Genomic DNA, 25,012 nt, shown 5'->3' with positions numbered 1-25,012 from the left:
TCTCCGCAAGGATATCGCTGGAGGCAGGTTGGATGCTGAAACAAGTTCAGCATGACGGATTGGAAGCTTACGCCGCTTCGGCCAGCTTCGCCGCCGCGCTCTTGAGGCTCGCCCAGCGGACCCCCGGCACATTCTCGATCTTCTGGCGAAGCTCGCCGTCCAGCCGGAAGTCGCGGCCCAGCACCAGTTCGGCCTCGCCGCCCTGGATGCCGACGCGCACCAGCACTTCGCCGCGGCCGCCTCGCTGTTCACCGATGATCCCGGCGAGCACCGGGATCGCGCGGACGTCGTCGATCGCCACGTCGAGCACCAGGCGCGCGGTGTTGGCCAGGCCTTCGAACGGCTGGACGCGCTTGATCGAGACGCGTGGCGTATCCTCGCCGGCGCGCTTGTCGAGCTCCACGGTCAGCACCGCGCAGCCGCCTTCGCGGGCGCAACGCTCGAGATCGGGGACGGCACTGTCCTCGAAACAGGTCGCGATGGTCTGCGCCGATTTGTCCGAAATCGTCGCCATCATGTATTTGTTGCCGCGCGCCGAGGTGCGCGGGCGACAATCCTCGATCAGCGCCGCGATCGTCGCGCCGATGCGGGCGCCGGGCGGCACGTCGATTTCGCCGAGCGTCGCGATCTCGCGTGCGCCGAAGGTCTTGGCGAGATGCTGGAAGCGGTCGAGCGGGTGCGCCGAGAAATAATAGCCGAAGGCGTCCCGCTCGGCGCCGATCCGGTCGGCGAGCGACCAGTGCGCGCTCTGCGGCAGCTGGATCGCCCCGCCGCTCGGCTCGGATTCGCCGAACAACCCGCCCTGCCCGCTGGTCTTGTTCTGCCAGGTGCGCTGGGCGACCGCGAGGATCGTTTCCGCCGCGGCGAACACGCCGGCGCGATTGTCGTCGAGGCTGTCGAACGCCCCTGCCCCCGCCAGCGTCTCGACCTGGCGCTTGTTGATCAGCCGCGGATCGACGCGCTTGGCGAAATCATCGAGCGACTTGAACGAACCGCGCTCCTCGCGCTCCTCGACGAGCAGCTCCATCGCCCGTTCGCCCACGCCCTTGAGCGCGCCCAGCGCATAGCGCACCGCGAGCCCATCCTCGGTCTTCTCGACGAAGAAATCGGATTCGCTGCAATTGATCTCGGGGCCCAGGCACGCGATCCCCAGCCGCTTCATGTCGTCGGCGAAGATCGCCAGCTTGTCGGTCTGGTGGATGTCGTACGCCATCGAGGCGGCGAAGAATTCGTGCGGGTAATGCGCCTTCAGCCACGCCGTCTGGTAGGCGAGCAGCGCGTAGGCCGCGGCGTGCGACTTGTTGAAGCCATAGCCGGCGAACTTGTCGATCAAGTCGAACAGCTCATTGGCCTTGGCCGGCTTGATGCCATTATGCTCGGCGCAGCCCTTCACGAAGGTCTCGCGCTGGGCATCCATCTCCGCCTTGATCTTCTTGCCCATCGCGCGGCGGAGCATGTCGGCGCCGCCCAGCGAATAGCCGGCCAGGATCTGGGCGGCCTGCATCACCTGCTCCTGATAAACGAAGATCCCGTAGGTCTCGTTCAGGATCGGCTCGAGCAGATCGTGCGGATAGACGATCTCCTCGCGCCCGCCCTTGCGGTGGCCGAAGCTTGGGATGTTGTCCATCGGGCCCGGGCGATAGAGCGAGACGAGCGCGATGATGTCTCCGAAATTGGTTGGGCGCACCGCAGTCAGTGTGCGCCGCATGCCTTCCGATTCGAGCTGGAACACGCCCACCGTGTCGCCGCGCTGGAGCAGGTCGTAGACTTCGATGTCGTCCCATTCGAGCGTGTCGAGATCGACATCGATGCCCCGATCCGACAGCAGCTCGACAGCCTTCTTGAGCACCGACAGCGTTTTCAGGCCGAGAAAGTCGAACTTCACGAGGCCCGCGCCCTCGACATATTTCATGTCGAACTGGGTGACCGGCATGTCCGAGCGCGGATCGCGATAGAGCGGCACGAGCTGGGCGAGCGGACGGTCGCCGATCACCACGCCGGCAGCGTGCGTCGACGAGTGGCTCGGCAGGCCCTCGAGCTGCATCGACAGATCGACGAGATGCTTGATCTCGCTGTGCGCCTTGTACTCGGCGAGGAACTCGCTCACGCCGTTCAGCGTGCGATCGAGCGTCCAGGGATCGGTCGGGTGGTTCGGGATCTGCTTGGCGAGGCGATCGATCTGGCCGTAGCTCATCTGGAGCACACGACCGACACTCTTGATGACCGCGCGCGCCTTCATCGTACCGAAGGTGATGATCTGCGCGACGTGATCGGCGCCGTATTTCTGCTGGACGTAGCGAATCACTTCGCCGCGCCGGGTTTCGCAAAAGTCGATGTCGAAGTCGGGCATCGACACGCGTTCCGGATTGAGGAAGCGTTCGAAGAGCAGGCCGAGCTTGAGCGGATCGAGATCGGTGATGGTCAGCACCCAGGCGACCACCGAGCCCGCGCCGGAGCCGCGGCCCGGGCCAACGGGGATGTCGTGCGCCTTCGCCCATTGGATGAAGTCGGCGACGATCAGGAAATAGCCGGGAAAACCCATCTGGATGATAACGTCGAGTTCGAACTCGAGCCGGTCCTCATAGGGCTTGCGCGCTTCGGGCGAGGTGATGCCGGCCTTTTCCAGCCGCGCGTCGAGCCCCTGCCACGAAAGCTCCCGCAGCATCTTGGCCTCGCCTTCGCGGTCGCCGGCGAGGCTGGGCAGGATCGGCTTGCGCTTGGGCGCGGCATAGGCGCAGCGCTGCGCGACGACGAGCGTGTTGGCGATGCCCTCCGGCAGGTCCGAGAACAGGCTCTTCATATCGGTCGCCGGCTTCATCCAGGCGTCCGGCGAAGAGCGCGGGCGATCGTCGGAGGCGATGTAGGAGCTGTTCGCCATGCACAGCATCGCGTCATGCGCCTCGTGGAAGCTCGCCTCCGCGAAGCAGCTCGGATTGGTCGCGACCAGCGGCAGGCCGCGGTCATAGGCGAGGTCGAGCAGCCGGGGCTCGGCCTTGCCCTCGATCTCGTCGAGACGGCGGACGATCTCGATGTAGAGCCGGTCGGGAAATAGCGACTCGAGTCGGCGGGCGTACGAGTCGGCGGCCGAATCCTGCTGCTCGGCATAGAGCCGCGCCAGCGCGCCTTCGCGGCCGGCGGTCAGGCAGAGCAGCCCGTCGGTGCGCCCTTCAAGCGCCTCGAACGGCACGTGCGCATCCTCCTCGATCGGGCGATCGAGATGCGCCATCGAGACGAGATCGCACAGGTTGAGATAGCCGGCCTCGTCCTGCGCATAGAGCGCCAGCCAGTCGATCGGCGCGGTCACGCCGTCGGGCATATCGGGGCGTTTCACCGCCAGCAGCGTACCGATGATCGGCTGAATGCCCGCCTTGAAGCAGGCATCGCCGAAGCTCATCGAGGCATAGAGTCCGTTGCGATCGGCCACCGCGACGGCCGGAAAACCCAGTTCCTTCGCGCGCTTGGCGATCCCTTTCGGTTCGATCGCGCCCTCCAGCATGGTGAAGGACGAAAAGACCCGAAGTGGAACGAAGCCGGAATGCATCGACCCAGAATAGGGTCCCGCTCTCGGGAGCGCCACCCGTGGGGAGCGTTGTCCACAATTTTCAAGCGTTTCGGCTCAGGATTTGCCCCTACGCGCAGACTCGGACGGGTGCTCTCCGGAATGGCGGCCGGGCGCCCGATGCTCCAGATGATGGTTAATGGCAGTAAACATTTCGCCGATGAAACAGAACGGTTCATCGACGGATCAGAATTGGGCGTTATTATGGCGAACATAAGGCAAGCAGAGAAACCAGATAAGGTTTCAGTGACTTACCAGCAGAACACTCCCCGTTTCTGAAGAGTCGATGCCCATGAACAGCCTTTACCACGGTAGCGCACTTTGTGAGGTCGATGCCGACGGAAACGTCGCCATCCCCGCCTTTATCGAAGACGCACTGAGCCCCGAAGCCAGCCCCGAGATCATCGTCGCCAAGCACCAGGCCGATAGCTGCCTGGTCGGCTATGGCAGCGACCATCTCTCCACTCTCGCAGGCCGCGCCGAGCGACGCCGTCAGGCCGAGGAAGAGCGCGGCGAGGAAGCCCGCAACCACTATCGCCGCATGCGCAGCACCTTCGGCCTGTCCGAGCGGATGAAGCGCGAGGGCAAGGGCCTGCGCATCCCGGCCGCGATGCGCCATCTCGGCCGCATCGACGACCTCGCGCTGTTCGTCGGCACCGGCGACAGCTTCGAAATCTGGAACCCCACGCTCGCCCTCGAAAGCGACGACGAGCATTTCCGCGCCCTGGCCGAATTCCGGCTGCGGATGCGCGGCACCAAGACCACTGGAGTGCATTGAGATGAGTATCCGCTGCAACATGATGGGCCACACCGCCGGCACCCGCCACCACCATAACCAGGGCCTCACCTTCGCGGTCTGCCACCATTGCGGCTGCGACCTCGTCCGCCCCGAAGACGGCGAGTGGAGCGAAGTCCCCGAAGGCTTCCAGGTCGTGTGGCGCGAGTTCGGCCGCACCGGCGACGCGGCCTCGGTCGCCGATCGCATGGCCCGCATGGCGCCCCCGCCGCGCCGCCGCGATCCTCGCAACGCCCGGCCCGTCCCGCGCCGCGATCCGCGCGGCCGCCCGTTCAGCAGCGGCTTCGGCATGGTCGGCGCGCTCGCCAATCTCGGCAAGCTGGTCAACGGCGAGGTGGAGGACGACTCCACCGGCGTCGAAGCCAACGGCCAGTACGTCATTCGCCTGCCGCACGCAGGCAACCGCTAAGGGACGCGCGCCGGCACAGCGCGCTTTCCCCAAGTGCCGGTGGCGGGGTGACCTCCTCCCGCCCCGCCATCGGCCACCTTAATCTTCCGTGCGTGCGATCCAGCGTCGGCAAAGATCCATGAGCGCCTCGCGCCTTGCCTCGATCGCCGCCAGATCGGCAAAGGTCGCCACGCCCCGGTCAGCCGCCGGCCATTTCGCCACCTTCGCAGAATCCTCGAACCGAAAGCCGTCGGCAGCCTTCGGCTTGGCGCCGCGGTGCAAGACGATGCGCGCGCCGCCCTTCCGCTCGATCCCCAGCGTGATCCGGTCCTCGCCACCGATCGCGAAGCTGGGCGCATTCCATTTGATATGCTCGACCACGTCCGGATGCGCAGCCGCGGCGATGCCGCGGAGCGCGTCGATCATCGCCAGGGTGGTGCCATCCAGCCCAGCCCGGAATTCCTCGACTGCCTGCATCCCGGGCTCCCTCTCGGACAACGTGTCACGGCCTTTCAGAGTTATCCACCGCTTTCCCTCACGTACGCGCACGCGCGCGAGCGGGGTTGGCAGGATGCATCGGCATCGTTAGAGCCGTTAGATCGTAACAAACCCGAAAGCGTGATCCTTTGACCGACGAGACCATCCTCGCCGACGACCCTTCCGACATTACGCCGATCTCGATCGTCGACGAGATGAAGACGAGCTACCTCGATTACGCGATGAGCGTGATCGTGGCGCGCGCGCTTCCCGACGTCCGTGACGGTCTCAAGCCGGTCCACCGCCGTATCCTCTACGCCGCCCAGGAAGGCGGCTATGTCGCCGGGCGTGCCTATCGCAAGTCGGCCCGCCTCGTCGGTGACGTGATGGGTAAGTATCACCCGCACGGCGACAGCTCGATCTACGACGCGATGGCGCGCATGGCCCAGGATTGGGCGATGCGGGTGCCGCTGATCGACGGCCAGGGCAATTTCGGCTCGATGGATCCCGATCCGCCCGCGGCAATGCGCTACACGGAAGCGCGCCTTGCCCGCGTCGCCTCGGCGCTGCTCGACGATATCGAGAAGGACACGGTCGACTTCGTCCCGAACTATGACGGGTCGGAGAGCGAGCCGGCGGTCCTGCCCGCGCGCTTCCCCAATCTGCTGGTCAACGGCGCCGGCGGCATCGCGGTCGGCATGGCGACCAACATCCCGCCGCACAATCTCGGCGAAGTGATCGACGCCTGCCTGGCGTACATGGACAATGGCGGCGTCACGGTCGAGGAGCTGATGGAGATCGTCCCCGGTCCGGATTTCCCGACCGGCGCATTGATCCTCGGCCGCTCGGGCTGCCGCTCGGCCTACCAGACCGGCCGCGGTTCGATCATCGTCCGCTCGCGCCACGAGTTCGAGCAGCGCGGCGATCGCCGCTCGATCGTGCTCACCGAGATCCCGTACCAGCAGGGCAAGAACGCCCTGGTCGAGAAGATCGCCGAAGCCGCCAAGGACAAGCGGATCGAAGGCGTCAGCGACATCCGCGACGAATCGAGCCGCGAAGGCGTGCGCATCGTCATCGACCTCAAGCGAGACGCGACTCCCGAGGTCGTGCTCAACCAGGTCTGGCGGAACACCCCCGCGCAATCGAGCTTCCCGGCGAACATGCTCGCGATCCGCGGCGGTCGCCCCGAGCTGCTCAACATCCGCGACATCATCGAGGCCTTCGTCAAGTTCCGCGAAGAGGTCATCACGCGGCGCTCGAAGTTCGAGCTCGCCAAGGCCCGTGAGCGCGCGCACATCTTGCTCGGCCTGGTGATCGCAGTCACCAACCTCGACGAAGTCGTCCGCATCATCCGCGGGTCGTCGAGCCCGGCCGATGCCCGCGACAAGCTGCTTTCGCGCGAATGGCCGATCGCCGAGATCGCCGGCTACATCAAGCTGGTCGAAGCGGTGGAGACCGAGGTCACCGGCGACGTCTATCGCCTGTCCGATACCCAGGTCCGCGCGATCCTCGACCTGCGCCTGCACCGCCTTACGGCGCTCGGCCGCGACGAGATCGGCGACGAGCTCAAGGGCCTGGCCGACTCGATCGCCGAGCTGCTCGAGATCCTCGGCAACCGCGCCCGCCTCTACGAAGTGATGCGCGAGGAGCTGACCACGGTCCGCGCCCTCTACGCCACGCCGCGCCGCACCGAGATCGCCGCCGCTGCCGACGGGATCGAGGACGAGGACCTGATCGAGCGCGAGGACATGGTCGTCACCGTGACCATGGAAGGCTATATCAAGCGCACCCCGCTCGACACCTTCCGCGCCCAGGCCAAGGGCGGCAAGGGCCGCGCCGGCATGGCGACCAAGGACGAGGATGCGGTGACGCACCTCTTTGTCACGTCGACGCATACGCCGGTGCTGTTCTTCTCCACCGAGGGCAAGGTCTACCGGATGAAGGTCTGGCGCCTGCCCGAGGGCGGGCCGGCCACGCGCGGACGGCCGATGATCAACTTGCTGCCGCTGGCCAGCGGCGAGACGATCTCGACCGTGCTTCCGCTGCCGGAGGACGAGAATGAATGGGGCGCGCTCCACGTCATGTTCGCCACTGCCAAGGGTTCGGTCCGCCGCAACTCGATGGATGCGTTCGCCAACATCCGCACCAACGGCAAGATCGCGATGAAGTTCGAGGAAGGCAGCGAGGATCGTCTGATCGGCGTGTCGCTGCTCACCGAGACCGACGACGTGCTGCTCGCCACCAAGGGCGGCCGCGCGATCCGCTTCGCCGGCACCGATGTCCGCGAGTTCCAGAGCCGCGATTCGACCGGCGTGCGCGGTGCGCGCCTGGCCGAGGGCGACGAGGTGATCTCGATGTCCGTCCTGCGCGGCTTCGACGCCACGCCGCAGGAGCGCGAGGACTATCTCAAGTCCGCTCCCTGGAAGGAAGGCGACCGCGAAATCACCCTGTCCCCTGAGCGCATGGCCGAGTTCGAGGCGGCGGAGGAGTTCATCCTCACCGTCACCGCCAACGGCTATGGCAAGCGCACATCGGCGTACGAATATCGCCGCACCAATCGTGGCGGCCAGGGCATCACCAATATCGTCAGCTCGGACCGCAACGGCCCGGTGGTGGCCAGCTTCCCGGCGCATAATGGCGAGCAGCTGATGCTCGTCACCGACCAGGCCAAGCTGATCCGCACCACGGTCGGCTCGGTTCGCGTCACCGGGCGCAACACCCAGGGCGTGATCCTCTTCCGTGTCGCCAAGGACGAGCATGTCGTCTCGGCCGCGCGGATAGAGGAGAGCGAGGACGAGGCCGAAGTGGATCTGGGCGACGGCGCAGTCGCCGGCGAGCCCACGCCCGACGGCACCACGACCGAAGACCTCGCCAGCGGGCCGGAAGGCGGCCAGTGAGCGACGTCCCGAACACCGCCTTCAAGATCCTGACCGCGGAGCAGATGCACGCGCTGGAGCAGGAAGGCGTGTTCGCGGGCGCGCCGATCGACCTGGCGGACGGCTATATCCACCTCTCCACCGCCGCGCAGGCGCGGGAGACGCTGGACAAGCATTTCGCCGGCCAGACCGGCCTGTGGCTCGCCGCAGTCGACATCGAGGCGATGGGCGATGCGGTACGCTGGGAGCCGTCGCGCGGCGGCCAGCTCTTCCCGCACCTCTATGCGCCGCTGCCGCTCGAGGCGGTGACGGCGTATAGCGAGGTCGCTTACGAGCCGGACGGCACGCTGCGCCTGCCCGTCGCCGGATGAAAATCACGGCATCGCAATAAAAGCCGGCAAGGCGCTTGACGGGCATCGAACCTACCCCTAATTGCCCGCCTTCCATCGCGCACGGCCCCTTCGTCTAGCGGTTAGGACGTCGCCCTCTCACGGCGAAAACACGAGTTCGATTCTCGTAGGGGTCACCAGCGATTTCAACGACTTAGCCGTCGAATGACTGCACAATCGTGCAACTTACTGCAGATTTACTGCAAAACCGTAGCTGGAAATCGGCGGATTTTCACGGATTACTCCCGGACGGGCAGCTGAGTCCCCGCTCCCATGCCGCGCTCGAGAACGTCCGATTCGCGCGCTCATTGCAACCGTTCGATAGCTTTAGCGCCGGTCGCGGAAGCGGACTTCCGCCATATTGGATAAATTCGCAGGAGATTGGTGCTTGGAGAGAGTAAGTCGGGCCACATTGAGCGGAGGCCTCGCTCGCTAGCGCGGTGGCGAAACGATCACGCACACATCAAGGCTCTGGGCCGAGCCACTGAGATCATTCTGCAATTGCACCGGATTTCTGAGCTGCCGACTCGGGTCGTAGACCAGCGCAATAAGATGATCAACTTGGGGGTTAGCGCCATATTGTGCAATATCTAGTGCTAGTTCGGAGGTGATGCGCTTCTGGTCGGCGGCTTTGCGGACAAATTTGACTTCGATCATTGCCCGCAGCTGCTTAATGAAGAATTCGCAGCGAGACGCCGCACCGGCAAAGGACGGATTTCCTTCCTCAAAACGAACGTCACGGAAGAATCCCGCAAGCAGCGCGCGCAGCAGGTACTGGCAGTCCCATTCATCGGCGATTTCCCACGTGGGCTTGCCATGGGGATGCGCGGCGAGGGCGGCGACCGCTTCGTCGAAACGACGGACGACGGTGATGAGCAAATCGATCTCTGACGCTGCGCTTCCTTCCCGCGATTGCCGATGGCGGGCCACATAATCGACGGCCGCCAGCAAATGGCGGATACGCTCTAGCGTCATTTCGACGAGTGAAGGGTAGTTGGCAGTATCGGTGTCGCGGCGGAAGGCGTCGCCGAGTGCGACAAGGTCGTCGCGGGCTTTGCCGAAAAACGCGCAATACTCATCGATGCCTGCTGCCACATCACCCGGCGATCCAAACTTCTCGCCGGGCACCTTACAGTCGGCTGGAAACTCGGCGGCATAGTGGCCGAGCGTCAGGATTATGTTCTTCGTTGGCGCGAACCATTGTAGCGAGCGCGAATGCGGCGCGGCTTCGCGCATTTCGAGTGTCAACGCTGCGAACTGCGGCTGTGTCGCGCGCCTCGCCTGCGCGAGATAAGCCAGCGCCCATCGCGCCCATTCGATGTCACTGGAACCTGAATCCATCATTCAGCGCCCACTACGCGGCTTCGGTTCGGGGACGCGGCGAAAGGTAATCAGATCCTGCGGCACCCGCTTAGTCTCGCCGGTTTTGCTATCCCGGATCTCCAACGGCTTGCCGCGTACGGTGAATGGGACCTGGTTCGTCCGCGGCTTGGCCTTTTCGGGCGCGGCGAAGCTAATCTTGATCTTTTCCGAGCGCCGCTCCTCGATCCGTTCGATCCATTCGAGCGCATGGCGAAGATGCTCGAGCATGTCGCCGAGTTGCTTGTCGATCCAAGACTGGCGCAGCCAGGCATCATCCTCGCCGGTCGGCTCAAATTCCTTGTAATCGAATGGTCGGCGTTCGCCGAAAAAAGCCTTCCTGCGCTTGGCATCTAAGTTGCCCGAACGCTTTTCGAGCAAAGCGTGGCCCTCGGCGTCATCAGCGATCTGAAAATATAGCCGCAGCTTGGCGAGCATCGGCGTCGCACCCACCGCGTAGAGCCTGTTATCCGGGCATATGCGCAAAGTGCCATAGAACTCGCGACCGAAGCTCGCCGGCGCCTGCTCGGTGATCAAGCGCTGACAGCGGTCAGCTAGCCGTCTGAGGAAGGGCTTTGCCCAGCCGAAGAGAACCTTGTCAGGCGCCAAGTCGCATAGCATCTTTACGCAATTGTCGCGACTTTCGCGCTCTACTAGCTGGTCGAATGCTTCGCCAAGCTCGGCGCTCGACATCGTGGAGACGAACAAGGCGCAGAAAAACTCCTGGAACGAGCGGTGAACGAAGCTAATATACATACCATCCCGCTTAAGCATCGAATAACTGAACAGCAGATCATCGAGGAAATCGGCGGGATCGACTTGCTCGCCAGCAAATTCCAGCGCTTCTCGCAGCAGTTCGATGCAGCGCGCTTCGGTGAATGATAACTCGAATGTCGCATATGAGACCGCGCAGAAATAGGCGTAGGTGCGCTTAAGCGTCTCAAGATCGATCGCGCAACGCGTTATGCGCACATAGCGAGCCTTGAGCCGGTCATGCTTGAGCACTAGCGTCTCGAAAGCCTGATTGTAGAAAATGTGCATCTTGCCGGGGATCTCCCCGACTTGATCGTGGGTAAGCAGAAGCATCGTCAACAACAGCGGGTTGGAGGCGAGTTCATAATGTTGCTCGAAGATCGCTGATAGGGCGTCGAGGAAGGATTCGCGGAGGCTCGGCTCGTAAGCTAGTTTTCCAACCAATTGGGCTGCGGCGGGGAGCGTTAGGGGAAGCACGCGAACGACTTCGAAATCGTCAAGCCCGAGTGTCTCCTCCTCGGGTCGCGTCGATAAGATGATCTCCATCAGCGGATAGCGCCGCGCGATCCAATCAATCTCGCGCCGATATAGATCGCGGCGGCTGAAATGCGTTTCGTCGAAGCCGTCGAGAATCAGAGTGGCGCTGTCCGACTTCATCAGCGCGTCGAGCGCCATCTCGTCGAACCCGGGCATGTGCACGCCGAAGATCTCGTCGCGGATATAATGCAGTATCGAGAAATCCAGCGCGCTAATGTAGCGCATCTCGACCAGAATTGGGAACCGCGCTGCTGTAGTTTCGAGTTGGCGCAACGCCAGCTTTTTGGTGAACACTGATTTGCCAGTACCAGCATTGCCTGAAATGATAATGCGGCGTCGTCTGGCAATATGGCGATAAAGCTCGGCTTCGCTTAATGTTGCGCCGTCGATCGAGAACGTGCCAGGCACGTGCATCCGGTGAAGCGGCACGCCCGCGTCGCGGTAGAGGATTGTACGCACACTACCCGCGCGACGGACGGTTTCGCCGAGATAGGCGCGCACACCGTTTTCTCTGTCGAGAGACCGACTGGACGAGGGACTGCCGTCGTCAAGATCCGGAGCGATGATCGCCGCAAACCCGGCGCTCACGCCATCGATCCGCCCCCGCCAGCGCTTAGTCAATGGCAAGCTCATAAATGCTCTCCCCAATCTGACTACGGTGCCAGATCGCCCAGCATCGCACCACATCTAGTCTGCAGTTTGAGCAGGCTATCGTTGCGTCCGGGACGCCACAATCAACAAACGCAGGCGGATTTGCCCAAAAAATGGCAGAATGATCACTTTATTCGTCCCTGTCGTAGGCAGCGTGGCCGTCGTGGCGGCCCAACTCGATACGCAATCAATTCGAAGACTGTCCCGCGCTTTACTTTAATACTGCTGGAGGGGGCGCCCTCGCGGGCGCACCACTGGCGAAACCTAGCGGCGCGCCGGGGTCTCTATCTTTTGTCCACTTTGGGCAGAATCTCTTAAGGCGATCGAGCCGCTACCGGCCGAATACAGCGCTACCCTCCTTTCACGGCTGAAACACGGGTTCGATTCCCGTAGGGGTCACCATTGTTTTCAATGGGTTAGCTGTCATCGACAGCCACATGTCAAATATTCATCAAATATCTTTCTACGGATGCGCGCGGCCCCATCCGGACGAAATCGCGGTTCGTGAGCGGCGATCCGTCCTGCCTCTCCGGTGTCGATTCGGAGATGTCACCGCATGACCGGAATTAGGCCGCTATCCGCCTGTCCGCTTATAGCGCGACCAAGCTAGCCGCCATTGTGGAAAGTGCCGAGGGATAAGGCGATTCGAAGGGCGCAGGTTACACCGGTTTTGCAGCCGAAGATTTGAGCCGAACTAGTCTCCTGACTTTTCTTCGCTAAACTGCGGCGATGATCGACATCAGACTCGTGCCATTGGCGCTGGAGAAGGTCAGCACAGGCGACTTCGAGCGCTTTGGCCAGACATTCTACGGCGCACTTCAGGACAGAGAGTTCGTTCCACTCGGCGGAATGCACGACGGAGGCGCCGAGGGCTTCGACGCGATGATCGATCCTGAGGTGTTTGCCGATGAGGCAGCGACCCGCTTTCTGCAGGTTTCGAAGCAGAAGACGTTTCGAGCTAAGATCCGGTCGACGGTCAAACGCCTGCGAGAATACGGCCGTTCTCCCGAGGTAATGACCTACGTCACATCCGAGATCATACCCGACATCGACAAGGAGGAGGTCGCGCTCACCAAGGAGTTAGGCTGTAGAGTCTCGATCCGTGACGGCAACCTCATTGCTGTCAACATCAACGCCAGCCCGACCATCCAAGCCGCATTCAAGAGCTACTTGGAACCGAGCGTCGAATACCTTTATAAGCCAGGAGTGACTTCGACCGGATCGCGGACTGGAGGGTACTCGGATCCCGCTCTGGCCGTTTTCCTTCGGCAAGAGGTCGAGCACCGACGCGGCCGGGCTGACCTCCTCGAGAAAGTCGCCGATAGTCTTGTGCTCTGGTCGCTCAGCGATACTGATCCGGACAAGGGCGTGCTGTTCGATCGCTCCGAGATTCTACTCCGCATCGAGAAAGCGCTTCCGGCTGCCAAGCAGTTCATCAGGGGCGTGCTGGATCGCCGCCTCGCGGTCCTGAGCGCCAAAGATGCTCCCGGCGGGCGGCAAATCCGCATTTACCGCAAAGAGCAAGTCTACTGCCTACCGTTTGAAACTAGGCGACTCGTCGCTGCGGAGAATGCCGAAGACGATTTGCTGCGGTTGCAGGTGTCTTGTGTGTTCGAGGATCGACTGTCAGCGCTCCCGGACTCCGGACCCGAGAACCTCCGGGCAACCATCGTCGCGGCTTGTCACGAGACCCTGGAGCGGACCTTCGAGCGTCAGGGCCTGCAGGTGGCGATCTACGCCACTGAGGGCGCTAAGGACGACGAACTTTACACGGATGTGGCGGCGCTTCTAGCCGATGTCGTGGATAGCCTCGATCTGCTCCCAGAGGAGAAGTCCATCGTACGGCGGCTATGCACGACGGTGCTGCGCGGAACATTCTATCTCGGCACCGACGCAGAGCGTCGCTATCTCCAAAAACTAAGCCGAACATATGTCCTACTGCTGCTGTTGAAGAACGAACCACGCGTCGTTGAGTACTTTAAGAGTGTGGCAGCTTCGTTCCGTCTATACATCGGCACAGACCTTATCGTGCGAGCACTTTCTGAGCACCATCTTGGTACGGATAACCAAGTTACCGTGAACATGTTCAAGGTACTAAAGTCTGCCGGCGCGGACCTGATCCTGACAGAGAAAACCGTAGAGGAGGTCGCTACACATCTTCGTGCGCAGATCAAAGAGTTCGAAAACCACTACGAATCGCTGGAATCCAGGATACCGCTCGAACTCGTGGAATATTTCGACAGATTGTTGATTCGGGCATACTTCTACTCAAGGCTGGCACCGGCCGAAGGGGCCCCGGTACCTAAGTCATGGCGCGCCTATATTGGCCAGTTTGCGACCTATGGCGACATTCGGGCCGACCGGGGCGACAAGGAACTTGGGGCCTACCTGACGCGCAAGTTCGGCATGTCGTATGAAACGACCGAACAGATGCTGGATGGTGTCGATAAGGAAGAGCTTGAGGATCTCACCAAGCGCCTGCACGAATTGAAATCGCAGTTCCGTAATCGGCCCGAGGGGGACGTGCTGTCGTACAACGACGCCCTGCAGGTTCTGCGTGTCTACCGCCGCCGTCAGACGAGCGGCGAAGAAAGCCCCGGCAACCCGTTCGGGTACCAAACCTGGTGGCTCACGCAGGACGGAAAAGTCAGGAGGGCCGCTGCGCCGGCGGTGGCAAAGCGCAACGGCGTACGCTTCATGATGCGGCCCGAGTTCCTGCTCAACTACATTAGCCTCGCGCCCGAACATGCCGAAGTCGTCGAGAGTTATCGCAGCATATTTCCCACGGCGCTCGGTGTGCGCCTGTCGGCTCGCCTGCCAGCGGAGGCCTTCGAAGGAGTACTTGCCGAGGCCGCCGCGGTGGTCGATCTTGAGCCTGAGCGTGCCGAGGCCATCATTGCTACGCTAACGGACAGGCTAAAAGGCGATCAGTTGAAGATATACGACAATAAGTGGGAAGAGGCTGTCTGACGAGCTTTGGCCTCCATAGCCGATCCAGAACATTCCGCCGCTGGCTAGCCCCGTGCCGGCCAGTCGATGCCCCTCTCCACCACCTTCTGGAGCAGGTTGAATGCTGCTTGCTGGCGCGCTGCCTTGCGATTGGGGCCCTGCCCACTGCCGTGTAGCCCCTGCCATGACGCGCGAACCGTATAGACCGGCGCATGTCCTGGGCCGCTCCTATTGTCGATGAAAACGGGCTCCTCGGCGCCGAGGATGTGCTGAAGGTTCTGAAGCGCCGATGTGTAAATCGCGCCGGGCACGAAAGCGACGCAATTATCCTGCAGCCAGACCCGCAGATTGTCGTGCGTCGGCATGCCAGCGCCCCGCGGCTGCGCGGCCTCGACCAGCCTAGCTCCCAACCAATCCCGCAGCGGCTCAAAGCCATGTTCTAGGAACATCGCGGCGACCAGTGCCTGTACTCCTTCGATAACCTGTCGGCTTGTCGGTTCTGCCGTGATCCCCGCTGACTGTCGTAACGTGCCTAGATCGAGAAGCTTACCCATCTCGCCGACCGCCACGACGCCGGCGCGGTGGTCCGGCATGCGTCCGGCGTCCATCTCGAGCGCTGATATCATCTGGACGAGGCGCGCTCCGATAGCAGCGAGCGTGCGGTTGTCCGCATTGACGGCGCGTGCAAGCAATCGAGCCTCTGGATCTGTGACGGCCACCGCAACCATGCCTGGCGCAACCGCCAGCGGCAGCGCCTGCGCCGCAGCATGCCCAATCGCGAGTGCGGTGTCCGCATCCAGTCTGACACGCGGGTAGAGAGGGACTGGCCGGTCGCGCCGCGCGCGGGCGAAATAGGCCTGCCGCCAATTCTCGACATGAGGCGCCCAGTTCGGGTCCGCTTCCATCGCTCGCAGGCATCGCCGTGCCGCATCCGTCTCGGCCTCGCTGCGCTTGGCACCTCTGCCCTCCGCGCTAAACTTTGCTGCCTTGACTTTGCAGGTCCATAACGGATCGTGGTCGGCACCGGTCTGAATATGCTCAGCATAAAGAGGGGGCCGGCTGCCGCGAAGTGCGAGAATTTCCTGCAAGGTGCTCTTGGGATCGCGGACCGCGAGCACATCATCGATATCAGGAGCGACTGCGTCGAGCGCGTTGAAGCCATCCTCGATAAGCGCGAGCGCCGCCTCGAGCCCGGCATGTTTAACCATCAGCCCATGAAGGCGTCGGATCGCCTGCAGTCGCTCGCCTCGGGAGGGCTCGGGTTCAAGCGACGGCACCGGGCCCAGCAAGGCTCGATCCCAATGGCGGAGGAGATGCTCAGGCTTTTCCGCCTCACGCAAAAACATCTCCGCGGCCGGGATGCCGTAGGCGCTCAGCAGCCCCGAGCGCATCGCTGTCGAAAGGCAGGCGAGCTCGTAGACTTGCCGCCCCACGATCTCGATCGCTTCTAAGGATGCCGAGAAAAAAGGCGCCACATCAAAAGTGCGATCGCCGAGCGCTCCAGCTTTCGCAGCGAGCGACGGCAGATAGTCGCTGCGCACCGCGAGCGAAAGCGCGCGCGAATGCGGAACGACAAGGCCGCCGAAGCGGGAAAGCAGCGCCGACTGGAATTCCTCGACCAACCGAGCCGCCTGCTCGACCTTGGGAACGGACGACTCCATCTGCCCGGCAGATTCATCTAGCGGGCGGACGACAGGCACCGACGCGAGTTCGACATTGTCGGCAGTCACCGGCTCGGCCAGGGCTTGCTGCAAATCCGTAAAATCCGACGGTTTCGCCTCCGCCTCTGCAGCGAATGCTGGGAGTGCGACAACCGGGTAGACATGTTCTTCTTCGCGCTCGACCGAAATCAGCGTCGGCCGGCGGAGCAGTTGCGCCATGGCAGCAAAATGCACCGCAGCAACTGGCGGGCAGCGATCCCAAAGCGCTTCCATTTGATCTGCGACAAGCCGGACTGAATCAGGATCCTCGATCCGCACAGTGCTCTCGAAATTTCTCAGCAGTCCCGAGATCGTAAGGTTAGACGACCCAACGAATGCGACACGCCCGTCGATGATAAAAACCTTCGCATGGACGTGATCGAGGCGCCGCAATTCGAAGTCGATGCAGCCGTCGTGGCCGGACAGCCAGTAGTGAGCCTCGAGATCGGACGATCCCATTCGAAATTCACGCTCGACAAAACGCGATAATGTCCGAACCCGAACGTTCGGGCGCAATATCCCCCGGATGCTGCGGATGACGGTGCTCTTGATATATGGGCAGACAAGCAGGACGTCCGACTCTGCCGCCGCAAGTTCGGCGAGGAGTTCAGTTCGCCAAGGCGTGATATAGGCGCGCATACCAATAGACATTGTCTCAGATGGAATCCCATCACGGCTGTGCGATCAAGCCCCTCTTCGCTAGCTGGCCTGTGACTTTCGACTTGGCGTCGCTCGAATGCCGAAGTTTGCGAGCCACCTCCGGGCGATAGTTGGAACCGACATCACTGCTGACGCAGACTAACTCAGATCATAAAGCGCCGCGATCATTCGCTCGACGATGCTGTCCTCGGCTTTCGCTCGCGCAGCCTCGTCGTTCGATGACAGGTCGCGGCGAACTGCCTCCGGCGTCTCCGCAATGCTCGCGGTCAGTATAGCGTTCGCCAGGAATGGATGCATGGCTTCGGTCAGGAGGGGTTTCGCACGTTCGTGCACTCTGGACCCGCCACGCTCAAGCAGCGCCTGGACGCCGGACACCGGCACGAGCGTCATCGCGCCGACCTTGATCACCTCGATTTCACCAGCCTTGATCAGTTCATAGAATTTCGACCGGCCGATGCCGGTGACGCGGCAGGCGTCCGCAATCCTCAGCGTGATGGGAGACAGATTGCCGTGCTGGCGATGCGGCGAGTGACGCATGGCGCGGTCCTTCATTTGTCTATCCCCATTTCTGGGGAATTGACGGCGGGTGAGCCTTGGGTCGGCGTCGCGTGGGCGAGCATCCGCCCGACGCGCTTCATGAACTCATCGTAGCGAAGGCGGCCGAGCCGGTTGGTCTCGGCATCGAATGCCGGCTGGTGCGCGGTAAGGGTAAGCTGGTAGCGGACGAACAGCCCGAGTGCCTCGGTGAGGTAATCGAGCTTCTGCTCGGTCCGGTCGGCGATCCGGTTCTGGCGGTCGAGCCGAGCCCCGAACCGCTGATCCAATTCGTGGCCGGCACGGCGATCGAACCAGGCAGTCAGCGCATCGGTAAGGATCGCGGTCTTGGATGAGCCCGGCTGCGCCGCCATCGCATCGAGCTTGGCCGACAATCCGTCGGGCAGGTAGAATTGATGGCGGGTCTTGCTCGTCTGCATGAGACGCAGAGTCCGCGCTTCTTAGTTCGGGCAACAGTGTCTCGCTGGTGCCTCCAGATACGTTTTCGAGGACTCTCAGACCCCGCCCATCTCCGGCCCCGAGCGCTGACGTCCGAACGTCCAGCTTATCGAACCAGCCCGGTCGATTCCCGCGACACGGCGGCCAATCTGCTTCTCCAGCACCGGGCGCCAGGGCACGAGCGTGAACTCCTTCGACTTCTCGATCACCGCGTATTTCACGGAGCCGACTTGCACGGCCTTGCGATAGATGCCTTCGACCGAGCCGCCGCGATGCTCGACATATTCCAGGCCCATTTCCTTCGAGAGTTGCCCAGCCACCTGCCGCAGTTCGCGTCGGCGAAGCTCGTCCATCAAGCCAGCCCGGAAGCGGATCACATCCCCGTCCCGCCACGCGAGATCCTGCTCGATCAGCCATTGGCGACGGAGCGCCATCGCCCGACGCACCTGAGCACCGAAGCCGCGCTCAAGGGTCTCAGGCTCTTTCGCCGCGTGCTGCTCGTCAAGCCAGGTCACGCCATCGTGACGGACGAGCAGCGCGAGCGGCTGCGTGGCCAAGGTCTCGACATCGACCGGCCGAGCCGCAGCCACGCCGCGCTCGAATGCAAGCGCTTGGTCGAGATGGTCGGGCGCGATCTTCCAGCTACCGTCCAGTAGCCGCTCAACACCCCCGCGACCGCGCCGCATTGCCTCGAGCCGTCGCACATGCGCTTCGGCGAAGCGCCGGGTGGCAGTCGGATCGTGCTGGAGATGCCGCTCGATGCTGTAGATGCCGTCATTAGCGGCGGCGACTTCGACAATGACCCGGTCTGCCGGCCGGACCGCCGGAACGATCGGATCCACCTTCACGATCTCGGGATGGCTGAGCATCTCCGATATCGATCGCTCGCCGAGCTCGACATAGTGGCTGCGCCCATCGGTAGCCGCGACGATCATGTAGTGCTGGTCATTGTGCTCGTCGGAAAGCCCACGCGCGATCACGCGGCCGACCAGCGGCTTTCCTTCGGTGGGGTCGTAGATCGCATAGTCCTGCGGCGGCACCTCGGGTGCATTGCGCTTGAGCTGATGCATGGCCGCGATGATATCGCCGCGCCGGCCCATGGTGCGCAGCGTCTCCTCCAGATCGTCGGCGAGCCGGTAGCGCCCCTTGCCCTCCTCGGTCGCCAGTCCCATCCGAACCAGCGTGCCCAGGCGCCCGGCGCGGTGGCTCTGCTCGATGCTGTCGCTATGCCAGGACGACACCAGCCCATCGGCCTCACGCGCGAGCAGCAGCTTGCGGTCGATATTCGTGAACCGCTCCTGCGTGATCTCGCGCCAGCGCGCTTCGAGGATCTCGCGATCGGTGCGCGGCCCGAGGTCGAGGTTGACCAGCTCGGTGGCACGCCCGACGAGCCCGCGGCTGATATATTCGCGGGCGATGATCAGGTCCTTGCCGCGATCGTCCACGCCGCGCACCAGGATATGGCTGTGCGGATGACCGGTGTTGAAGTGGTCGACCGCCACCCAATCGAGCTTGGTGCCGAGGTCCTTCTCGACTTGGGCCATCCAGCTCCGCACCAGCGGCTTGAAATCTTCATATTGCGGGCCATCCTCGGGTGCGACTATGAAGCGGAACTGGTGTCGGTCGCCGGCCCCGCGCTCGAGGAATGTCTTGCCGTCGGCAACGTCATGATCGGCGGCATAGAGCGTGCCGCGCTCGCCCTCGCGCGTGGTGCCATCGCGTTGCAGATAACGCAGGTGCGCGACCGCTGCCTTGGCGCCCTTGCCGGCGAGCTTCACGAAGCGCGCCTTCACGACCACGCGGCGGGCCCGGAAGCCGGAAAAGCGATCCGACGATCCGACGATCCGACCAATGCTGGCACCGCGGCCGATGCGGCTACCGTCAAAGCGACGAGCACGGGCGGCCGAAGATCGTTGTACGCCGCCCGCCAGGTTGGCGGCCTTGCGGACCTGCTGCGCGAACGGGCGATCCTTGCCGATATGTCCAAGCCAGAGTTCGAAATCATCCTGGGCCATGACGCTTCCTCACCGAAAAACGTCAGATGAGGGTGCGCCAGGACGACCCTTCAAGGGCCTCCAATCAACAACCTCGGAGAGCCGCAGAAATGCTGATGTTTCGAACGACCACCCCAGCAATTGGAGGCATGACTGTGAGCATGCCTCCATAGAAAACGACGTGCAGACGCCACTTCCTGGGCCTCATGGAGGCACAGCTTTTATCTTGCCTTATCTGCCCAATCCCACCCGCGCCCTCCCCAACTCCGAACATCAGACGTCACTGGATGCCAACGGACATGCTGGCCCTTCGTCATGCGCCTGCCGTAGAAAGCGGCGACGAGTGCATCGCGCGGGTAGCCGGGCGCCTGTGATAAAGGAGGTTTCGACATTCAGACTGTACTACTGAGCCGCCAGGAGCTGTACGATCTAGTATGGTCCGAGCCCATGAAGGCGGTCGCGTCCCGCTACGCGCTGTCCGATGTTGGGCTCAAAAAGATCTGCGTAAAAAACCGCATTCCAGTGCCATCGAAGGGCTATTGGCAGCGCTTAGAAGCTGGTCAGTCGCCGAGCAAAATTGCTCTCCTTGAATGGTCAGATGCGCGGGAAATCGACATTCAGGTGAAGTCGAAGGCACCGATTTCGACGCCAGGTTCAAAGCCCGAAGACCTTGGCGCTGCCGCTGAAAAGTCGGCGGCCGCGATCACCGTGCCGAAGCGGCTTGATCGTCCGCACGTGGCGACGCAGGCACTGCGCAAGGCGCTCAACGCAAGAAAGCCGGATGAATATGGGGCAGTTCACAGCACCGTAGCGGGTGCGTTTCTCGTGCGCGTTCACCCAGATTCCAAAGAGCGCGCTCTCAGGATCGCGGACGCGTTCGCCAAAGCGAGCGAAAAGCGTGGGTTCGAGTTGCAGCCCGGGCGCGAGGGATCGCGCTGGCAGGGGCAGTTGCGTGTCGTCGTCGATGGAATGGGTTTCGCGTTCTCAATCGAGGAGCGCATGCGCCGGGAGCCCTATCGGATGACCGCCGCAGAGCAGGCAAGGCGCGACCGTGGAGGTTTCGACTGGTCGCCGAAATATCAGCATGTGCCGACCGGCGCGCTCACGCTCAAGATCGATCCGGCATATGGTTCAGGGCTACGACAGAGCTGGACCGATGGGCAAACCCGAAAGGTCGAGGACTGCCTAGACGAAGTTATGCTGGGCCTGCGCAGACTGGCCGCATGGCGGACAGCCGAGCGCGACGTCCAGCGCAGCAAGGAAGAACGCCACGAACGGGAACAACAGCGGCGCGCGACCCTCAGGGACCAAATCGAGGCCGAACGGGTAGCAATCGCCAAGCTTGAAGAAGACGGCCGCAACTGGCGACGAGCAGAAGAGATCCGCGCTTTTGTGGCCGCACGAAGCGATGCGTTAGGTATGGACGGGAGCTGGGCGGCTTGGGCATTGGCGCAGGCCGACCGAATCGATCCGCTGCGTGAATGGCCGCCTTCCGTCCTCGACACGCCCGAGAAGAACTATCGAGCATTCGCGCTTTGGGAGGTCGGGATGTACCCCCGAGGCGGAGGACCGTGAGGTGCAGGTAGAATAAGCGTCAGGCAGCCTTAGCAAGGGCGTCGATCCGCTCATTGGAGACCGTCATGACGATGCGACCGAGTTCCTCGACCCGGTCGCCAAGCCAAGCCAGTTCCTCCGCGCTGATGCGGTAGTGCTTCGAGTAGCGCGCCTTCACATAGGCTTCCTTGAGTTTCTCAAAGCGAGACCGGTCAATGCGGGTGTCGCGAGGCCATGCATCGATCAGGCGCGCATCGATGCGCTCGGCCTGGGTGCGCAGGAACCCGAGATTGTGGACGTGCGGCGTGTAGAAGGTGCAGACCAGTAAAACGCAGTGGTAGAGCCGCTCAGTCGCTTGATGCAGGTCGAAAGCAGCTTTTTTGAGGTTCCCTCGCGCGCTTGCATCCCGAAAGCCCTGTAAAAAATCCTCGGCGCTGGGAAGCCATTCCTGAAAATACTCCCGCGCCATTGCTAACGCCTGCTGCGGCGTCTTGGGCTTGGGCTCGTGGAATTCGGTGTCCTCGCTCTGGTAGAGCGCGATGCCGTCGCGGGCGATGTCCATGAAGAAATAGCGCCCATGCGCGAGCCCATCATTCACCTCATGCATCGTGTGCACGATGAAATTGACCGGGGTGCGCAGTGTCTTGGTGATCGCCAGCTCACGGTTGAGCCGATCCTCGGCGGTCGACCAGAACTCGATGCGATCGGTCAGCTTCTCGTTGTTGACGATGACGAGCAGGTCGAAATCCGACTGATAGCCCTTGGCCGTGTGCGGCTCATCGACCCAGCCGCCACGGGCATAGCTGCCGTAGAGAATGACCTTGAGGATGCGCGCCTGCTTCTTCCAATCCGAAGTCGCGATGGCTTTCGCGTCGTCGAACTCCTCGAACAGGATCTGGACGACGCGTTCCAGCTCGCGCTGCTTCGCGGCGGGCAGATGATCGAGGCTGGTCTTCATGGCTTCAGTCTCATGCCAGTGGCTTAGAATACCAAGCGCAGAAGGAAAAGCGGCGGGCTCAAGGCCCGCCGCCGTCCGTGTGTCGTAGGATATGCAGCATCGCAGCGGCAAGGTGGCGCTCCACCTCCGCGACGCTGATGCCCAGTTCGAGGGCGATGCGGTGGTAATCCAGATCGCGATAGCGATGCAGATCGAACACAGCGCGGGGCAGTTCGTCCATCGTGTCGAGCGCGCACCGGATGCGCCGGAGGACCTCTGCGAGTGGGAGTTCCTGTTCCATGATCCAACCTCCGACAGGGAGCCAGCGGCACCGGGGCGCCGCTGGCATGGACAGGATGATCACGCGGCCTCGCGGACCGGTTCGACGTGCGGCTCAACCGTCCCGGGCTCCCGGGCGATCAACGACGCCACCGCGACCGAGCGATCGGCTGCAGCGACGCCGCCGCGCGGCGTATAGCCAGTCGCGGGAAACCGCATCCAGCGCGGCACCCAGCCCTCGACCTTGGTCCGGCCGTTGGCGCCGTTCAGGCAATCGCGGATGATGGCCTTGAGCACCTTGCCAGGCTCCTTGGCATTGCCCGCGACCACCTGCTTGTCCGAGACTTCCTCGACCATCGCGAGCAGCACCTCGCGGTCGCGGATCAGGTCGAACAGCGCATCGTCAGGCTGCCAGAACGCCGCCATGTCCACCGCCAGATGCACCCCGAGCAGGTCCACCAAGTCGCTGCGGGCCCAGAGGGTTTCGGCCATGACGACGGCGAGGATCGCCATCACCTGCGCATCGTCGAGCGGCAGGAGGCGAACGAACATCGCTGCCAGCCCCTCCCCGTCCCCGCCGGTGATCGTCGGGGTGTCGCCATCGAACCCAAGCACCGCCAGCATCTCGCGCCGCCGAGCATCGAAAGCCGTCTCGGACGCCGAAAGTTCGACGCTTTCGGTGACGGCATCGCTCTTCGCACGCTGCGGCTCGACCCGGCTCGACCACAGCGGCGAACCGGCGATCATATGCGCCACGGCGACGCGCAGCGCCACGCCCGGCTCCGTCGCGAGCCTCGCCCGGACCGCCGCATGGCGATGCAAGTCGACATAGTCGTTGCCGGCAGTGGTGATTTCGGGACGGTTCGGCTTCTCGACGGCGGCTTCACCCATGGCGCCCTTGGCGAACGCTCGCGCCTCCTTGAGGCTGATATAGCCTTCGTGGAAGGCGACATCGCCGCGGTGGCCGATGGCGACATAGACCTTGCCGCCTTTGCGCTTGGCCCGCTTCTCATGCTCCCAGCTCTGAAAGAACTGGCCCGGCTCGAGGGACACGACCTCCCGCCAGCCCGCCTCGCGATAGGCCTCGGCGCGCTCGGCGATGGCGGCATTCTGCGCTTCCCAGAATTGCTCGGCACTGCCGAAATAGCTGTCTTCGCCGAACAGGTCCGCCACCACCTCGCCTCCGAACCCGGCAAGGTCGAACAGCGCCACCTTGGTCGAGATGGACGCCCCACCGAACAGCCAGGACTTGAGCGCCTGCCCGACCGGTGCCCGGGCCTCGGGATCGTCCAGCAGTGCCAGCCAGTCGCGCTGACGCACCTTGGACGCGAAGGTCAAATGCCGAACGGTGACCGCATCGATCTTCTCAGCCCGATATAGGCTGCGGATGCGCGGAAGCAGGTTGCCCAGCGCCAGCGTACGCTTCACCTGCACGTCGGTCAGACCGAAGACGATGGCGATATGCTCGGGCCTGCGGCCCTCACGAACCAGCCGTGTGAAGGTCTCCCACCGGGTAACCTCGTCGGGATCGAGCCGCGCGATATTCTCGATCAGCGACGCTTCCAGCGCCGCCGCGTCGTCGCCCGCGTCCATGACGGCACAGGGCAGCGCGTCCACGTCCCCGCCCTCCCCGGTCACGGCCAGCGCCGCCTGATAGCGCCGCTTGCCCGCGACGATCTCGTAGGTGTCGGGGCTCCCGTTCGCCCGCACGATCAGCGGCACCAGCACGCCCCGCGCCCGAACGGACGGCAGGATGTTGGTCAGGTCCGGCGCCCTCCTGCCGGCACGCATATTCACAGGCGAAACGCTCAGCTTGGCGATGTCGATATGCTTGAGTTCCATTGTCTTGCTCCTCTTCAAACACCGCACCGGCCCCGGAAAAGGGGGGTGGGCGGCAAGGAGCGGACCGGCAGTCCCGCTTGAGCGGCGGGCAGCACCCGCAGGGCCGGAACAACGTGGAGGACCCGCGCAGCGGGTTGCAGCCCGCCGCGGCGGGACTAGAGGGTAGCGACGCCCACCCCCCTTGGCCGCGGCCGGTAGGCGACGCCAGCGCGCCAGCGCTGTCCGCTTTGCCGGCGTGTCGCCGGCTTTCTGCGTTATGTGATCGTCACCGCGTCAGCGGCCGAGACCCGCCAGGGGCTCGGTGTAGCGAAGCGGAATA

At 63.2% G+C, this 25,012-nt stretch carries 18 protein-coding genes and 1 tRNA gene; 8 read left to right on the top strand and 11 right to left on the bottom strand.

Annotated elements, in window-relative coordinates; translation table 11 throughout:
- Positions 1-67 precede the first annotated feature (67 nt).
- Positions 68-3,541 carry a DNA polymerase III subunit alpha gene (dnaE, locus tag AC1RPL_RS00765; protein ID WP_493067349.1) on the bottom strand — a complete coding sequence of 1,158 codons (3,474 nt, stop codon included), beginning with the start codon at positions 3,539-3,541 and terminating at the stop codon, positions 68-70.
- Between the two features lie 48 nt (positions 3,542-3,589).
- Between dnaE and AC1RPL_RS00760 the strand changes: the two genes are divergently transcribed.
- The 3 genes from AC1RPL_RS00760 to AC1RPL_RS00750 are packed head-to-tail and all read left to right on the top strand — an operon-like array spanning position 3,590 to position 4,764.
- A complete protein-coding gene (locus AC1RPL_RS00760) occupies positions 3,590-3,838 on the top strand; it encodes a hypothetical protein (RefSeq protein ID WP_493067348.1) in 249 nt (82 codons plus the stop codon).
- A gap of 13 nt (positions 3,839-3,851) precedes the next feature.
- On the top strand, positions 3,852-4,337 hold the full coding sequence (locus AC1RPL_RS00755) for a hypothetical protein (protein WP_493067347.1): 486 nt from the start codon (positions 3,852-3,854) through the stop codon (positions 4,335-4,337).
- Between the two features lies 1 nt (position 4,338).
- Positions 4,339-4,764: a hypothetical protein gene (locus tag AC1RPL_RS00750; protein WP_493067346.1), complete on the top strand. Its 426-nt coding sequence runs from the start codon at positions 4,339-4,341 to the stop codon at positions 4,762-4,764.
- A gap of 78 nt (positions 4,765-4,842) precedes the next feature.
- Here AC1RPL_RS00750 and AC1RPL_RS00745 read toward each other — a convergent pair whose 3' ends face one another.
- Complete coding sequence (locus AC1RPL_RS00745; protein ID WP_493067345.1) at positions 4,843-5,220, bottom strand: DUF1801 domain-containing protein; 378 nt, start codon at positions 5,218-5,220, stop codon at positions 4,843-4,845.
- Between the two features lie 149 nt (positions 5,221-5,369).
- Between AC1RPL_RS00745 and gyrA the strand changes: the two genes are divergently transcribed.
- The 3 genes from gyrA (at position 5,370) to AC1RPL_RS00730 (ending at position 8,625) form a co-directional block, all read left to right on the top strand.
- Positions 5,370-8,117: a DNA gyrase subunit A gene (gene gyrA / locus AC1RPL_RS00740; RefSeq protein WP_493067344.1), complete on the top strand. Its 2,748-nt coding sequence runs from the start codon at positions 5,370-5,372 to the stop codon at positions 8,115-8,117.
- Positions 8,114-8,467, top strand: a complete 354-nt coding sequence (locus AC1RPL_RS00735; protein WP_493067343.1) for a DUF952 domain-containing protein — start codon at positions 8,114-8,116, stop codon at positions 8,465-8,467. Before gyrA ends, AC1RPL_RS00735 begins: the two co-directional genes overlap by 4 nt.
- A gap of 83 nt (positions 8,468-8,550) precedes the next feature.
- Positions 8,551-8,625 (top strand) — tRNA-Glu (locus AC1RPL_RS00730).
- Positions 8,626-8,917: 292 nt separating this feature from the next.
- Here AC1RPL_RS00730 and AC1RPL_RS00725 read toward each other — a convergent pair.
- A complete protein-coding gene (locus AC1RPL_RS00725; RefSeq protein ID WP_493067342.1) occupies positions 8,918-9,826 on the bottom strand; it encodes a PD-(D/E)XK nuclease domain-containing protein in 909 nt (302 codons plus the stop codon).
- Between the two features lie 3 nt (positions 9,827-9,829).
- Complete coding sequence (locus tag AC1RPL_RS00720; RefSeq protein WP_493067341.1) at positions 9,830-11,767, bottom strand: NACHT domain-containing protein; 1,938 nt, start codon at positions 11,765-11,767, stop codon at positions 9,830-9,832.
- 747 nt (positions 11,768-12,514) lie between these two features.
- Here AC1RPL_RS00720 and AC1RPL_RS00715 point away from each other — a divergent pair.
- A complete protein-coding gene (locus AC1RPL_RS00715; protein WP_493067340.1) occupies positions 12,515-14,755 on the top strand; it encodes a hypothetical protein in 2,241 nt (746 codons plus the stop codon).
- A 44-nt stretch (positions 14,756-14,799) separates the two neighbouring features.
- On the opposite strand, the gene AC1RPL_RS00710 is transcribed toward AC1RPL_RS00715, so the two are convergent.
- The 4 genes from AC1RPL_RS00710 to rlxS form a co-directional block, all read right to left on the bottom strand.
- Complete coding sequence (locus AC1RPL_RS00710; RefSeq protein ID WP_493067339.1) at positions 14,800-17,085, bottom strand: putative dsRNA-binding protein; 2,286 nt, start codon at positions 17,083-17,085, stop codon at positions 14,800-14,802.
- Between the two features lie 147 nt (positions 17,086-17,232).
- A complete protein-coding gene (locus AC1RPL_RS00705) occupies positions 17,233-17,646 on the bottom strand; it encodes a helix-turn-helix domain-containing protein (RefSeq protein WP_493067338.1) in 414 nt (137 codons plus the stop codon).
- Positions 17,643-18,068, bottom strand: a complete 426-nt coding sequence (locus tag AC1RPL_RS00700) for a CopG family transcriptional regulator (protein ID WP_493067337.1) — start codon at positions 18,066-18,068, stop codon at positions 17,643-17,645. Before AC1RPL_RS00700 ends, AC1RPL_RS00705 begins: the two co-directional genes overlap by 4 nt.
- A 75-nt stretch (positions 18,069-18,143) precedes the next feature.
- Positions 18,144-20,102 (bottom strand): relaxase/mobilization nuclease RlxS, encoded by a 1,959-nt coding sequence (gene rlxS, locus AC1RPL_RS00695; RefSeq protein ID WP_493067336.1) that lies wholly within the window; start codon positions 20,100-20,102, stop codon positions 18,144-18,146.
- Between the two features lie 426 nt (positions 20,103-20,528).
- Between rlxS and AC1RPL_RS00690 the strand changes: the two genes are divergently transcribed.
- Positions 20,529-21,656 (top strand): hypothetical protein, encoded by a 1,128-nt coding sequence (locus AC1RPL_RS00690; protein ID WP_493067335.1) that lies wholly within the window; start codon positions 20,529-20,531, stop codon positions 21,654-21,656.
- Positions 21,657-21,675: 19 nt separating this feature from the next.
- Here AC1RPL_RS00690 and AC1RPL_RS00685 read toward each other — a convergent pair whose 3' ends face one another.
- Genes AC1RPL_RS00685 through AC1RPL_RS00675 form a run of 3 tightly spaced genes read right to left on the bottom strand, consistent with a single transcriptional unit; the run spans position 21,676 to position 24,693 of the window.
- Complete coding sequence (locus AC1RPL_RS00685; protein ID WP_493067334.1) at positions 21,676-22,593, bottom strand: HEPN domain-containing protein; 918 nt, start codon at positions 22,591-22,593, stop codon at positions 21,676-21,678.
- 58 nt (positions 22,594-22,651) lie between these two features.
- Complete coding sequence (locus tag AC1RPL_RS00680) at positions 22,652-22,873, bottom strand: RNA polymerase sigma factor (protein ID WP_493067333.1); 222 nt, start codon at positions 22,871-22,873, stop codon at positions 22,652-22,654.
- A gap of 59 nt (positions 22,874-22,932) precedes the next feature.
- Complete coding sequence (locus AC1RPL_RS00675; protein ID WP_493067332.1) at positions 22,933-24,693, bottom strand: ParB/RepB/Spo0J family partition protein; 1,761 nt, start codon at positions 24,691-24,693, stop codon at positions 22,933-22,935.
- Positions 24,694-25,012 lie beyond the last annotated feature (319 nt).

It is taken from the genome of Sphingomonas sp. GW821-FHT12D09 (assembly GCF_058807215.1).
The sequence above is the reverse complement of the archived record's forward strand: the minus strand, read 5'-3'. Positions and strand labels throughout refer to the sequence as shown.